We start from the raw sequence: 14,176 nt of genomic DNA on the forward strand, positions 1-14,176 counted from the left end.
AGCTCTTTTATAATATTATTTTGCTTCTTTATGTTGTTTCGATGTCTCTACTCGTTCATTACCCATAAACAATATGACAACAGCCGAAATCGCGATTGGGATTAGTGCATATGTGAATACTGTTGTAATGGAGTCAGACATAGAAGCTGAAATTCCATCAAGTATTTCAGGTGGTATTTTATCACGCTCTCCGGACTGAAACACTTTTTGTGGATCAAGATCTTTAATAGTAGCAGACCCTTGACCTGCAAAGCCTTTTAAATTCTCGCTTATTCTTTCATAAAAAATTCGGTTTTGAAGTGCTCCAAAAATGGTTACACCAAGTGTCATACCTAATGACCGTAAAAAGGCATTTGTAGAGTTGGCTGAACCTCGGTAACGAAACTCCATCTTATTGATAGTTGCTGCAGGTAATAAGGAAAACGAGAACCCCATACCAAAACCTACAGTGACCATAAAGAATGTAAGCATCGTTCTTGAAGTATCTGGTGTCATACCACTTAGCATATACATGCCAGTAAAATAAGAAATTACAGATACAATCATGAGGTTACGGAAGCTGGTTTTCGTTTGAAAAATACCACCGATCATACTTCCAGCAACAGAACCTAACATCATTGGTGTAAGAATTAAGCCTGCACTTGTTGCAGAACCTCCATAAACCGCTTGAACGAAAATAGGAATAAAAACGGCTAGTATAATGAATGTTCCACCGTATAGAAAACCTAAAATCTGTGAAGTAGCAAATAGTCTCTTCTTAAACATCCAAAATGAAATAATAGGTTCGGATGCTTTTTGTTCTACAGCAAAGAACACAATGAAAAAGACCGTGAATATCGTAAACAAAGCTACGATCTGCGTTGAATCCCATGCATATGTCTTGCCACCAAGTTCAAGGGCAAACATCAAACTAACGACTGCGATCACAAGTGTGATGGCACCCCACCAGTCAATCTTTTGCTCACGGTGTTCCAGTGTTTCTTTGTAATAACGGAAGATCAAGTAAAACGAAGCTGCACCTATTGGAACGTTAATATAGAACACCCAATGCCAGCTGATCGCATCTGTAATGAACGCTCCGAGTAAAGGTCCGAGAACACTCGAAGTTCCGAAAACCGCCCCAAGAAGCCCTGTCATCTTCCCTCTCTTTTCTGGAGGAAAAATATCAAAAACAATTGTAAAAGCGATCGGCATCAATGCCCCACCACCGATACCTTGAATCGCTCGAAACGCTATCAGCTGCTCCATACTTTGAGCAAGACCGCAAAGTGCAGAACCGATAAGAAAAACGACAAGTCCAAAAATGAAGAATCGTTTTCTGCCATACATGTCGGATAACTTTCCGTAAATTGGCATCCCTGCCATTACTGCCACCATATAAGAGCCAGTAACCCAAACGAATTTATCAAAACCACCTAGGTCGGCTACAATCGTCCCCATCGCAGTTGCAACAATGGTATTATCCATTGCAGCCATTAGAATACCTAGCAACAAACCAGCTACGACTAACTTTAGATTTGTTTCTTTATGCACCATAGCGCCATCTCCTAACCTAACACCCTCATGTATACTTAATAAACTTAAGTATACATGAGGGACAGTCCCCCAACAATTTATTTCCTTCGCTATTTCTCTCCATTTAATTAGGGTGTTTTCTACATATCAACCTATAAAAATAGTTGAATTTCGAATTTAATAAATTATCCACACCTCTTATTCCTATTCTTTCACATAGAAAAAGAGACAGCACGTCTGCCGTCTCTTTTTAGCTTACCTATTAAAGTTCTAAGATAGAATCTTCATTATCTTGTCCTTCATACATTGCATCTAGCATTAAACCTGTCCAAAGATCTAGATTCAACCCACGGTCTTCATCATCGCCTTCAAGTCCAAGTTCAAGACCAGCGTCTAATGAAGAGTATAGAGAAGAACGATCTTCATCTTCATCAAATGAGCTCATTAAGTCTGCCATGATTGAAGTATTTAACTTAAGAGAAGTATTTTCAAACTCATCTTCAGAAGACAAAGAAAGTGCTGTATCCGTGTTAAGCATTGAGCTTAAAGAAGAACGATCTTCTTCGTCTTCAGACATAATAGCCGCCATCACGTCTGTGCCTAGATCTACTTTTGCACTTGACGCTTCGTCTTCCTCCGTTGCTTCTACTCCTGCCCATAGACCAGCATCAGCCATCAAAGAAGAGTTATTCTCTTCATCTTCAGAAGTAACGTTCGCCATCACATCTGTGCCTAGATCTACTTTTGCACTTGACTTCTCGTCTTCTTCAGATGCTTCTACTCCTGCCCATAGACCAGCATCAGCTATTACAGAAGAGTTATTCTCTTCGTCTTCAGAAGTTACGTTCGCCATTACATCTGTGCCTAGATCTACTTTTGCACTTGACTTCTCGTCTTCTTCAGATGCTTCTACTCCTGCCCATAGACCAGCATCAGCCATCAAAGAAGAGTTATTCTCTTCATCTTCAGAAGTAACGTTCGCCATCATATCTGTGCCTAGATCTATTTTCGCACTTGACTTCTCGTCTTCCTCCGTTGCTTCTACTCCTGCCCATAGACCAGCATCAGCCATTACAGAAGAGTTATTCTCTTCGTCTTCAGAAGTTACGTTTGCCATCACATCTGTGCCTAGATCTACTTTCGCACTTGACTTCTCGTCTTCTTCAGTCGCTTCTACTCCTGCCCATAGACCAGTGTCAGCCATCACAGAAGAGTTATTCTCTTCATCTTCAGAAGTTACGTTCGCCATTACATCTGTGCCTAGATCTACTTTCGCACTTGACGCTTCGTCTTCCTCCGTTGCTTCTACTCCTGCCCATAGACCAGTGTCAGCCATCACAGATGAGTTATTCTCTTCATCTTCAGAAGTTACGTTCGCCATTACATCTGTGCCTAGATTTACTTTTGCACTTGACGCTTCGTCTTCCTCCGTTGCTTCTACTCCTGCCCATAGACCAGCATCAGCCATTACAGAAGAGTTATTCTCTTCGTCTTCAGAAGTTACGTTCGCCATTACATCTGTGCCTAGATCTACTTTCGCACTTGACGCTTCGTCTTCCTCCGTTGCTTCTACTCCTGCAGTTACACCTGCATTCACAGCAGCCTCTGTATTTGATTCTTCCTCATCTTGAGCTACAACAGCTGTATGAACATCTGCTCCCGCTCCCGCATTTAGAGAACTAGAATCTTTGTTATCTTCTTCATTAGAACGCACTTCCGCTTCAACGTTTGTATCTGCGTTTACAGACGCTTTACTTTCATCATCAGAAGAACTTTTAACTGTAGCATCAGTTCCGACTGCCGCATTAGCTTTAGCACCGTCGTTATGATCTTCAGTTTTTGATTCCGCTTCAACTCCAGCAATTACAGCCGTACCTACTTGAGCTTTTTCTTCTTCTTCACCGGAAGCTTCAGCATTCACATTTGCACCAACGTTTGTTTTTACGGAATCATCATCTGAGCTCTCTAATTCGATGCCTGTTACGGCACCTAGATCAAGGTTAAGATTAGACTCTTCATCTTTTTCAGAAAGCTGAATGTTACTGATCAACCCTGTTCCGATTTTAAGACTCGATGACCCTTCATCTGCAAATGTTTCACTTCCTCCAAAAAATAACCCAGCAGCCGCAGCACCTGTAATCGCAAATGTTCTAATAAAGTTTGATCTTTTCATTGTCATTTCTCTCCTTCTTCTTCTTAATTTTTTTGTTTTACCAAATTTGAATTAGAAGAAGAAAGATTGTGGTGGTTGCCCAGGTGGAGCATTTAGCCATTGATCATAATAGTGTCGAACTCCCTCACCAAGCCGACTTCCTGTTTCAAGCTGAGTATCATTTTGTCCACCATCTAGAATAGCCAAGAACGTAACAGTGCTTGATGAAGTCATCGGTCCATTGGATGAACCTGAAGGAGATTGTCCACCTTGTGATGATGGAGTTAGCATTTGTGTTTGAATTGCCTTTTGAGTTACCGGATAATCCGTACTTGTTTTTTGCCGTACAGGTTTCTCAGTTTCTTTTTGATCCCTGCTCTTTTTAAGTACTTCTCCACTCGTAATCGTACTAACGGGATTCTCTATGTCTTTTACAAAAATTTCTTTTGTCTTCACAACAACCGGCTTTTTAGTTATTGCACCTTTTGTTTCATTAATCGTTTCACTCGTAATCGGTTTCTTCTCCACAACAGGTTCAGTGACTGGTGTTGGGGTAGGAGCTGGTTCTGGTTTTGCTTTGACCACTTCCTCAACTTCCGGATTAGTAGTAACAATCTCTGAAACGACTGGAAGCTTCACGTCTACTTGAGGTTTTTCCGGTGTAACAGGGACCGTAACGTTCACCTCCTGATCTAAAACATCAACTTTTATCGATGGTTTTTCAGTAAGGTTTACATCTACGATCGGTTTAGAACTTTTTAGCTTTTCTGTCGGAACTGCTTCTTTTACCGTATCGACTGTTTTCGTTACCGTTTTGACCGCTTGATCTACTGGCTTTACGGTCTCGGTAACTTTGTTAACCGTTTGATCCACCTTGTCGACAGCACGAGTTGTGTCTTTCACAATATTTGTAACTGTGTTAAGAGTAGGTCTCACAACCTCATCGGTAACTGAATGATTTTTCGTCGAAATGTTCACTTTGTCTGGAACCCTTTCAACAATCTCAGTTGTTTCTTTTGTAAGGTCTGTGACTGAAGAAAGAATACCTCCGCTATCAGCCGATACGATTGCGGGAATACTCATACCCGCTGCGAATACAACCAATTGTACAAATCGTTTCACCTGGTTATCACCTCCTTCTGTAAGTGTTTTCAAATAGCTAACGAAGACAAATTTGATTTGGATCACTAAAAAAACAAAAAAATTTACATTTTGTACACTTTAAACAGGAAATGTGACGTAAAAGCTCGCTTGCTTTACACTTAAAGAAGTAAAAATTTGAGGTGATTTAAAATGGCACAACACGTTTTTTATCTGAATGCGCATTGGCCAGGGGGAAGAAATAATATAGGAACGATAGAAACACAGAATTTGAAGACTAAGGTATCGATACCTCCTGAGATGGATGGACCAGGTATTGGAACGAATCCCGATGAGATGTTGCTTGGAGCAGCGGCAACTTGTTATATCATCACACTTGCTGCCATGATAGAACGAAGTAAGATAGACAACATAAATTTAACGATGAAGTCTGAAGGATATGTCGATGTTACAAACGGAGTGATTACGTATCAAAAAATCATCCATCGACCGGTCGTCACGATCAAACATGGCACGTCAAAAAACATTTCGACACTTCTTCAAAAACTCGCCATTAAAGCTGAGCATTCGTGTATGATTTCACGAGCATTGAAAGGTAATGTCGAAATAGAGGCGATTTTGACGATAGAAAAAGGATGAATTTAGAAGAACAGTCCTTTCGTTATCTGTACTTAAAAAAATACTTATGTTAGCATAAATGTTAAGGAAGGAAAATAATTTATTATTTGGGTTCCTAACAAGTTCCCCCATAATAGAAAGGGGACGATGTATCATGAACCAACAAGATGTGAAAACCATACTCTTAAATTTACAAAACAAACAGTATATTGAATCCGATATTACACACACTTTTAGTGAAAACAATTCAGCTGTTTTTTCTGTTAAGTATTTAAAGAACGATCAATCGTTCGAAGTGATTCAGATTGAAACTAACTCCCTGAAGCGGTTCGATGATGTCGATTCTGCCGTTCATTGTATAAACAACTTAATCGCTAAATAGAGATTTACTCTTTTTCATAATAAAAGAGGTCAACCAAAGTAATGGTGACCTCTTTTTTGTTTATCTCTGGAGATATTTTATCCAATCATTTTCCTCAATTGAAATAAAGTCATTCGCTTTAGTATTCATTACATACATCAGAGCTTCTTTATCTCCAATTGATGTCTTTATTTTAGCAACGATGCGATCATATAAATTATCAGCTCTGTTTTCAACAAAATCTTCAAGTTCGTCTAAACGTTTTAGTTCCTCCTTGGTTACTTCATATAACTCACCTGTTACCCATTTATCTTTCTCAAGAATTAATGCTGGGTAACCAAGACCCGTATCGTATAGTTGTCCCTCAGCGTAGCATCTATGTTCTATGTATGTTGCATTCTTTAAAAAGTGGGCATTACTTCCCTCTTTTCGAAGCGTTCCGTAAACAAACACTAGTTGTTTTTTCATAAACTCACCTTCTTTTTTACAAGCATTATCCTTTTGAAAAAAAGACAGCCCAGACCAGTAAACTTAAAAATAGAATTCCAGCTATTAAAAAGAGGAACATTACTATTAACAACGTCCATCCTAATCCTTTTCGATTTGTTAGAATAAGAAAAATACTTAATGTGTAGGGACCAAACATTAAACCTAATATCGCCCAAAGCCACCGATCTTTATTATACAGCGGAGCTTGAACATATAAATAATAAGCGATAGCAATCTGTGTTATCGCATAGAATATGAATCCCAATCTTTTTTCATCCTCTCTAATCTGAAAATACTCTTGTCTAACCAAATATAACCCTTTTTTCTCCAACAAAAAACTTTCAACCACTGTTTGGCTGAAAGCTTTCATGAAGAGTTAAGCCTTTAATAACCTTTTCTTACATCAATGATATGCTCGTTCTTCCGTTTTCTGCTCCCTCTTGCAGCGTCAAAAAATAAAACAAGCGCTGTAACGATGTGCATGATCATTCCGATGACTGGCAAGTAGCCAACAATAGAAGTAATAAGACCTAACACACTTCCTGTAAATCTTTCTTTTTGAACGATACAAATGATGAGTGTGATCAAATGAAAAACAAACATGAATTGAAGTGGTCCCCATGCTGAAGCAAGAATGATGGCTCCTCCTAAGAAAGGAATGCCAAGGAAAGCCTCAATACCGCCTGTTACCATTTTCAAAAGTCTCGATATATTCATGAGACAGCCTCCTCAATAATTTCTATTATATACTACGTGATTACCATGAAAAAAGTTTCCTTTCAAAACATTACCTCTCCTTTTAAACAAAGAAACCTCCTGGTGTCGAGGTTTCAATCTCTATTCCTTCATTTTCTTCGCTTCGTTAATAAATGTAGTAATGATTGCCATCATATTCTCGTTTTCATGTCTCAATTCTTCTGGATGCCACTGTGTTCCAAGCAAGAATGTTTTATCCTGATCTTCAAGTTCTAATGCCTCGATTATACCGTCAGATGCTCTAGCTGCTACTCGTAATCCTTTACCCACTTTTCCGATCGCCTGGTGATGAAAGCTGTTTACAGCAACCTCTTTTTCTCCCACAATTTTGTGCAGTTTACTACCTTCTTCAATGTTAACGGTGTGAGAAGGTTCTGTTCGTGTTGCAGATGATTGGAAGTGATTAATACTATCTGAATACTCGCTTTCCACATCCTGTATGATTGTACCTCCATAACTGACGTTCAGTAAGTGATATCCTCGACACATAGCTAGAATGGCCTTTTCGTTCTCACGTGCCTTTTTCACGAGTTCAATCTCAAAATCATCACGGTGTTTGTTTACCTTTTTCACCTTTGGATGAGGTTCTTCGTTATAAGTGATCGAACTGATGTCTTCTCCACCAGTAAAGATTAATCCATCACATAATTTCGCATAGTATTCAGCTTCTTCAGGCTTTCCCATCGGAATAACGATGGGGATACCTCCTGCATCTCTAACGGTTTCTGCAAATTTATTATAAACAACGATCGTATCAACGTTTTCATTTTGAGTTTCAATCGTATTGATTGACATGATTGTACTTGTTAAACCAATTAATGGCTTTTGCGTCATATATAACTTCCTCTCTAGTGGCTGTTCAATCATGTTTTACCTTAATCACCTAATCATAAACACCCATAATTTATCATCCCTATTACTATTAACCATATTTTCATACCTATTACATTTTTCTTTCCCACATAATAAAAAACAGCTCACTAAACGTGTGAGCTGTTCCTGCTATTTATATCGTATGCTACTGCATCGGTGGTCTCTGCTTTTTTACAGAATAAACGAGTTCAATATCACCGTTCTCCTTCACACGCTTCACCGTGTAAGTTTTCTCAACACCCTGCTCGGTATTGTGAAAGGTGATCTTGTCGCCTTCTTCAAAATCTGATGTGCCTGTGTCCCATAATTTTTCGTCATCGGGTTTTCTCATACCTCTCACCCCTCATATTCCGACTAATTTCCCATAACAATATGCCATTTAACTTTATTTTCCCCTACTTAGGAAAATGAATCCTAAATCGTATGTTAAAACGTGCATATTTTGCTCTCGTTATTGAGAATCCAGCATACAATCTCCTTTGTTCACTGGGAATAGAGTCCGGCTCAATATCGGAATCGGTATGTCGGCAGTGCAATGAAATACTTTCTCACCAACCGGTTATGACAAGAATTTATGGACACCTCTTTATTATTAATTGATTTAACATTTCTATATAAAGTGCGCCTTTTCTAATAGTTCTACTAAATAGATAGAAACCCTTTATATTGTTTAAATTCTTTAATTATTTATTTCTTTACCTAACTAATGGATAGCAAGTTAAGTTCTTTCGCAACAAACTCCATAAGCTCAGCAATCTTATTAGATGAAAAATCCAACTCAATCCCTGCAGATGCATAAACTTCCGGAAGTGACTTAGAACTTCCAAGTTTCAATGCTTCTTTATATTTATTGATCGTTCCCTCTGGATCTTCTTTGTAATTTTTGTACAATTGGATAGCTCCAAGTTGAGAAATCGCGTACTCAACAAAATAAAAAGGAACTTCGTATATATGAAGTGTATAGAACCATCCTTTTACTTTCCATTCTTCATATCCATTCCAATCTACGATCGAAGCATCATAGCGATCTTTCAACTCACCAACCTTCTTTGTGCGTTCTTCCCAAGTATGATTTGGATGTTGGTACAGCCAGTGCTGAAACTGATCAATGACCATAATATACGGAAGACTCATTAAAGCCCCCTTTAGCTGATCTTTCTTCGCTCGGTTAAGTTCCTCCTCTGTCTTGTAAAACTCATTCCAACGATCCATCGTGAAAAGCTCCATACTCATACTCGCTAGTTCGGCCGACTCCATTGGAATTTGTTTATAAGCATATAATTCTTGATCACTCTTCAGTAGATCATGAATCGCATGTCCCATCTCGTGCATAAAAACAACAAGATCACTATCCGTGTTGGACATGTTCATAAAGATAAACGGAAGTCCTGTTTCAGGTAGCGATTCACAGAATCCCCCCTGCGCTTTTCCTTTTCTGCTCGTTAGATCAAAAAGTTTCTTCTCATTCATTTCATGAACAAGTGAACCAAATTCAACATCAAGTTCGCCTAAAACCTTCGCTGATTTATTGATTAACTCCACATCGGAACTTACAGGTTGTAATGGTTTTCGACCGATTGCTTCTGCTTGAACATCCCATGGCTTATAAACATCAACACCTATTTCAGCTTTGTGCTCTTTTTGAAGTTGTATCGTGATCGGAAGAACATGCTCACGTATGGATTCAGCGAGTTCTGTACAATCCTCTGGCGTATAGTCGAATCGATTATATTTTTTAAACATATAATCGTTAAAGCCGCTCAAACCAGCATTCTCTGCTTTCTTCACACGAAGTTGGATCAACTCGTCAAGAATACTTTGAAGTTTCTCTTCTTCTTTTAAGATAGGTTCATACAAGGCTTTCATCGCTTTCTCTCTTGTGTCACGCTTAGAATCTCTAACATGAACAAAAAGCTCACTAATCGTAACTTCTTTTCCTTCCCAATTTGAAGAGAGACTTCCTGTGATCTCAAAATATTGATTTGTAAGAGCATCTTCTTGTTTTTCTATATCTAGGTTAGCTTCTTGAAAAAGAGCAAATTGCGTTCTCAGCTTCTTTTTATATTCTCCAAATTCATCGTCAGGAAGTTCTGCCATAAAGGGTGACTCTAATACTTTCTCGTCCAATATAGATTGGTATTTTTTAAACAATGGTTTTATGTGCTGCTGATCAAATTCATATTGCTGCTTAATTTCGTCATGATTGCTTTGGCATTGAAAAGCAATATAATGTCGAAGCATCTCTTCTTCTACTTTTTCGTAGGTGTGCTTTTGTTGATTTAAAAAATTCTTGAGATCATCTATGGAAGTTATGGTTAAGCTTACAAGATTCTCGAACTCTTCTTTAAGTGCATTTATTTTCTGCTCGTTCATACCTATTCCTCCCAATTCATTCTACTATCCACTTTACCACAAATAGGAAAATGCTTGATAGATAGAATGTTCAGTTTATATACTTTTGCAGAAAAAAAACTGACTCCTACTAGTACCAAGGAAGGCTAGTAAGTGCCAGTTACTAAACATTTAATTTTGTTAGCAATTACAAATCATAACTACGTTTCCATCTGGATCTTCTACATTAAACCAAGCCACTTCACCATGCCACTGAATTTCTTTAATGACTTTCATGTTTTTTTCTTGTAGCTCTTTGTAAGCTGCATCAATATCTGGTGCAAATACATTAAACATAGGACCTGAACCAGGCGTCCGGTGGAAGGACGGGTCAAACGTATGATCATCTAGTGATAATCCAGTTTGTCCTGTCACGGGAATGTTATGTACAGGGGATTGTACTTCACTTGAATCAATCGTTACACCCAACAGATCTGCATACCACTCTACAGATCTTTTCAAATCAGTAACATGTACGAATACATTGTTGACGTGGCTCTGTATAACAGAGATACTCTTTACTTTCTCACTCATATAAAACGCCTCCTAAGATTTACATTCTTCATATGTTCTTCGATATCCGTAAAAAGATCTAAAGTTTTGCCCTTCATAAAAAGTGTGTGATGTTCGTGATGCCAGCATCTCCATACGTGCTGTTGGATACTTTTCTTGAATGCTGTTCAACAGCTTTCCACCTAATCCTAGTCCTCGATAAGGCTTTGATATCAGCAGCTCGCATATATAGAGTGTTACGTGTTCATCTGTCAACCCTCGAATATAACCTATTAACTCTTCATTCTTTAACATGACATAGGCTACATTAGACTTATTCCATGCTTGTTTTGTTTCTTCATATCTTTCAACTAATTGCGTCCAATTCTCTTTTTTGTTCAACTCTTGAATTCTTTCAAAATGCACCTTTTCTATATAAAGAGCAAACGTTATATCTTCCACGACTGGGTTCTCCTCTATAAAAGTGCTTTGACGTTCTGCACACCTTTTTCTACTTCCGAAAGAAGATCTCCTTCAAAATGTTCTTGCTCGATCACACAATAATCCACTTTCTGTTCATCTGCCAATCGTAAGAAGCTACCGATATCAAGCATTCCTGTTCCCGCAATCGTGCTCTGTTTTTGACCGTTTTTCTCTACCATATCTTTCAGGTGTAGTGACACACAACGGAAGCGATACTTATTAAGCAGCTCTTCTGGCTCATACCCCGCATATTTTGCCCAATACGTGTCGAGCTCCATCTTTACTAAATCAGGATCTGTTTCTTGATAGAGCAAATCGAACGGCATCTTTCCATCAAGCTCGTAAAACTCAAAATCGTGATTATGGTATGCCACACGTATCCCATACTCTTTGCTTCTAAATCCTGCTTCGTTCAACACTTCTGCTACACGCTTGTAATCATCGATTGATTTTCTTTGATCTTCTGTTAAGTAAGGCATGATCATTAAATCGTTCTCTAAGATAAGCTGATCTTCCATTTGCTTTTTAAATGCGTCTCCCGAAAATTGCTGAAGAGGAATATGAGCTCCAGCAACAGTTAAAGCATTTTCGTTCAATATTTTTTTTACATCCTTAGCAGATATTCCAAACAATCCAGCAAACTGAACACTGTCATATCCGATTTCTTTCACTTTTTCTAATGTACCTAGTAGATTTTTTTCTGCTTCTTGTTGGATGGAGTACAGTTGCAATCCAATTTTTCTCATGTTTATCTCTCTCCCTTTTATAACGTTTACAAAACTTTGTTCATCGATATGGATGCTTGTTTGTAGCCTAGCTTTGTATATAGTGCAATTGCCTGTTCATTCGAACCAAAGACATGAAGGCCAACATAATCAGCTCCTTCATCTTTTGATTCATTTTCAAAAAAACGAAGAGCATCTTGTGCAATCCCTTGTTTACGGAATGCATCCTTCACAAAGATATGATAAAGGAAAGCTTTTTTCTCTTCTTTTGAAACATGAAACCAAAGGTAGCCTGCTAGTTCCTTATCGCTTTTGATTTGAAATAAATGCTGTCCTTCTGTTTTTTCCTCATCTGGGAGCAGTTGTTCCATTTGTTTCTCTGCTTTTTCAGTAGCTAGCTCTGTATCTAGTTTATAATGTTCAGCTGTATCACGAATATAATCAGGCAGCATAAACTTCATATAATCTTTAAACTGCTTATTGTCCATTCTTTCAAATGTGATCAACGTCTATCTCCCCTTTACTTCATCAGGTAATCAATAATTTCAGGCATTCTTTCACGCCATGCGCTCTCATGATGTTTTCCATCTTGTATTAATTCAAATTTCAGGTCGACGTTCTTTTTCTTAAAGACTTCATAAACCTCTTCAGAGGACCGGATGTAATGAGCGGCGTCCACTTTTGATGTGTCCTCTTCAGTTCCAACATCCATATAAAATCTTTTTATACTCGTGAGATCACTTTCTTCGATCAAGCTCTCAATCTCGTTTTGATTAAACCAATAAGCGGAAGATAGACTTGCCACCCTGCTAAATACATGAGGGTAACGACAAGCTGCATACGTCGATATGAGACCACCCATCGAACTGCCTGCCATTAATGTTTCGTCAGTCTTTGTTCTGTATTTTTCATCGATCAGCGGCTTTAGGGTATGAAGAATGAACTGAATGTATGCGGCTCCTTTTCCTCCATAAACCCCTTCACATTTTAAAAGTTCAGGTCCTACTGTCGGGTTTTCCCATGGTGCGTATTCATTAAAACGCTCGAAGCCTTCATGATTACAGTCGATTCCAACAATGATAAGGGGTGCTTTACTCCTCTTTAGATAATCAGCTAAACCCCACGAGACACCGTAACTGGCGTCTTCATCATTAAACAGATTTTGACCGTCATGCATATACAGCACAGGATAATGGTCTTGTCTGTCACTATAATCGCAGGGCAAACACACCCGGATCTGTCTTTCTATTCCCCCGAATTGTTCAATAGTCACTTTAAATTCTTGTAACATCATACTCTCCTATTCTATTTATGCAAGTTAAGACTGAAACCGTTAACAAAAAACTGTAAGGTCTCACGTTCATCTTCAGTTAGCTCCCGTTTGACCTGGACTTTATATTCTTCTTCAATAGCTTGTTGATTACCTTCAAACTTTTTCGTAAGGTTAGCGAAACTTCGTAACATGGATGTTTCAGTTTGAAACTCTTGCTTTGTCGCAGCTTTCCAATGAGAAAAAATATAAAAATCTGCGTCAAAGGACTCTAATTGATCTAACAGATTCAGCGTTCGATCTACCGTATAGTTATTTTTAGGTGCATACATATTTGCGTAGAGGCAATCCGATAAAAATAAAACTTTTTCTTCCTTTATGTACACAATGATCGAATCTGTTGTATGGTCTCCTCCTACATGTTGAAGAACACACGTTACACCACCTAGATCGATTTCCAATACTTGATGAAACGTAATCGTTGGCAGCTTTATGTTAATGTTGCGGTGATCTGGAAATTCTTTTTTTATGGCTTCTGCACAAAATTCGATTTCAATACCTTTCTTGACTCTTTCATCCAGATCTTCATCACTCCAAGAGAAAGGAAGGAGTTCTTGCATTTTTGTTTTTGTTTCTGCCGAAGAAATAGAAGGAATGTTTAGCGCGGGCAATCCAAAAATATGGTCCCAATGCCAATGTGTGATGACGACTAAACTCGGTCCTTTGATACCCTTTTTGCGCAACTCATCTAAAAAGTACTCTGCATGATTCTCTGAATTTCCACTATCAATCATCAAAGTCATATCGTTTCCCACAACAGCTCCTAAAATAGGACGATCTGTCTCTGAAACAGGTGTTTGGTACCAAAAACGCTCTGTTAGTTTTTCTAATGTTTGCATACGATCCAACTCCCTATTCAAACACATATGTTACTTCATTATTGTACTTTA

At 38.4% G+C, this 14,176-nt stretch carries 17 protein-coding genes; 2 read left to right on the top strand and 15 right to left on the bottom strand.

Annotated features, from left to right (window positions below; translation table 11 throughout):
- Window positions 1-15: 15 nt before the first annotated feature.
- The 3 genes from IHV12_RS09200 to IHV12_RS09210 form a co-directional block, all read right to left on the bottom strand.
- Window positions 16-1,536, bottom strand: coding sequence for an MDR family MFS transporter (locus tag IHV12_RS09200; protein ID WP_197127088.1), 1,521 nt, complete (start codon window positions 1,534-1,536; stop codon window positions 16-18).
- A gap of 241 nt (window positions 1,537-1,777) precedes the next feature.
- Window positions 1,778-3,688: a hypothetical protein gene (locus IHV12_RS09205; RefSeq protein WP_197190665.1), complete on the bottom strand. Its 1,911-nt coding sequence runs from the start codon at window positions 3,686-3,688 to the stop codon at window positions 1,778-1,780.
- 51 nt (window positions 3,689-3,739) lie between these two features.
- Window positions 3,740-4,789, bottom strand: coding sequence for a hypothetical protein (locus tag IHV12_RS09210; RefSeq protein ID WP_197190666.1), 1,050 nt, complete (start codon window positions 4,787-4,789; stop codon window positions 3,740-3,742).
- 171 nt (window positions 4,790-4,960) lie between these two features.
- Here IHV12_RS09210 and IHV12_RS09215 point away from each other — a divergent pair, with 171 nt between their 5' ends.
- Together IHV12_RS09215 and IHV12_RS09220 are read left to right on the top strand one after the other, a co-directional pair.
- Window positions 4,961-5,407, top strand: coding sequence for an OsmC family protein (locus IHV12_RS09215; RefSeq protein ID WP_197190667.1), 447 nt, complete (start codon window positions 4,961-4,963; stop codon window positions 5,405-5,407).
- Window positions 5,408-5,540: 133 nt separating this feature from the next.
- Entirely contained in the window at window positions 5,541-5,768 is a 228-nt protein-coding gene (locus IHV12_RS09220) for a DUF1797 family protein (protein ID WP_197190668.1), read from the top strand.
- 60 nt (window positions 5,769-5,828) lie between these two features.
- On the opposite strand, the gene IHV12_RS09225 is transcribed toward IHV12_RS09220, so the two are convergent.
- The 12 genes from IHV12_RS09225 to IHV12_RS09280 form a co-directional block, all read right to left on the bottom strand.
- Window positions 5,829-6,215: a gamma-glutamylcyclotransferase family protein gene (locus IHV12_RS09225; RefSeq protein WP_197190669.1), complete on the bottom strand. Its 387-nt coding sequence runs from the start codon at window positions 6,213-6,215 to the stop codon at window positions 5,829-5,831.
- 25 nt (window positions 6,216-6,240) lie between these two features.
- Entirely contained in the window at window positions 6,241-6,606 is a 366-nt protein-coding gene (locus IHV12_RS09230; protein WP_370568788.1) for a hypothetical protein, read from the bottom strand.
- Window positions 6,607-6,620: 14 nt separating this feature from the next.
- The gene (locus IHV12_RS09235; RefSeq protein ID WP_197127082.1) at window positions 6,621-6,953 is read right to left on the bottom strand and encodes a hypothetical protein; all 333 of its coding nucleotides are present in this window, start codon (window positions 6,951-6,953) and stop codon (window positions 6,621-6,623) included.
- A 120-nt stretch (window positions 6,954-7,073) separates the two neighbouring features.
- Window positions 7,074-7,859, bottom strand: coding sequence for a gamma-glutamyl-gamma-aminobutyrate hydrolase family protein (locus tag IHV12_RS09240; RefSeq protein WP_197190670.1), 786 nt, complete (start codon window positions 7,857-7,859; stop codon window positions 7,074-7,076).
- A 151-nt stretch (window positions 7,860-8,010) separates the two neighbouring features.
- On the bottom strand, window positions 8,011-8,196 hold the full coding sequence (locus IHV12_RS09245; protein ID WP_197190671.1) for a hypothetical protein: 186 nt from the start codon (window positions 8,194-8,196) through the stop codon (window positions 8,011-8,013).
- A gap of 368 nt (window positions 8,197-8,564) precedes the next feature.
- Window positions 8,565-10,238 carry a M3 family oligoendopeptidase gene (locus IHV12_RS09250; protein WP_197190672.1) on the bottom strand — a complete coding sequence of 558 codons (1,674 nt, stop codon included), beginning with the start codon at window positions 10,236-10,238 and terminating at the stop codon, window positions 8,565-8,567.
- Between the two features lie 159 nt (window positions 10,239-10,397).
- A complete protein-coding gene (locus tag IHV12_RS09255; protein ID WP_197127078.1) occupies window positions 10,398-10,790 on the bottom strand; it encodes a VOC family protein in 393 nt (130 codons plus the stop codon).
- A 12-nt stretch (window positions 10,791-10,802) separates the two neighbouring features.
- Window positions 10,803-11,210, bottom strand: coding sequence for a GNAT family N-acetyltransferase (locus tag IHV12_RS09260; RefSeq protein WP_370568789.1), 408 nt, complete (start codon window positions 11,208-11,210; stop codon window positions 10,803-10,805).
- Window positions 11,211-11,224: 14 nt separating this feature from the next.
- Window positions 11,225-11,977, bottom strand: coding sequence for a sugar phosphate isomerase/epimerase family protein (locus IHV12_RS09265; protein ID WP_197190673.1), 753 nt, complete (start codon window positions 11,975-11,977; stop codon window positions 11,225-11,227).
- A gap of 26 nt (window positions 11,978-12,003) precedes the next feature.
- Entirely contained in the window at window positions 12,004-12,462 is a 459-nt protein-coding gene (locus IHV12_RS09270) for a GNAT family N-acetyltransferase (RefSeq protein ID WP_197190674.1), read from the bottom strand.
- A 14-nt stretch (window positions 12,463-12,476) separates the two neighbouring features.
- Entirely contained in the window at window positions 12,477-13,247 is a 771-nt protein-coding gene (locus tag IHV12_RS09275) for an alpha/beta hydrolase (RefSeq protein WP_197190675.1), read from the bottom strand.
- 14 nt (window positions 13,248-13,261) lie between these two features.
- Window positions 13,262-14,125 carry an MBL fold metallo-hydrolase gene (locus IHV12_RS09280; protein WP_197190676.1) on the bottom strand — a complete coding sequence of 288 codons (864 nt, stop codon included), beginning with the start codon at window positions 14,123-14,125 and terminating at the stop codon, window positions 13,262-13,264.
- Window positions 14,126-14,176 lie beyond the last annotated feature (51 nt).

Origin of the sequence: Fictibacillus sp. 7GRE50 (assembly GCF_015903875.1) — a bacterium.
GTDB classification, from domain to species: Bacteria; Bacillota; Bacilli; order Bacillales; family Fictibacillaceae; genus Fictibacillus; species Fictibacillus phosphorivorans.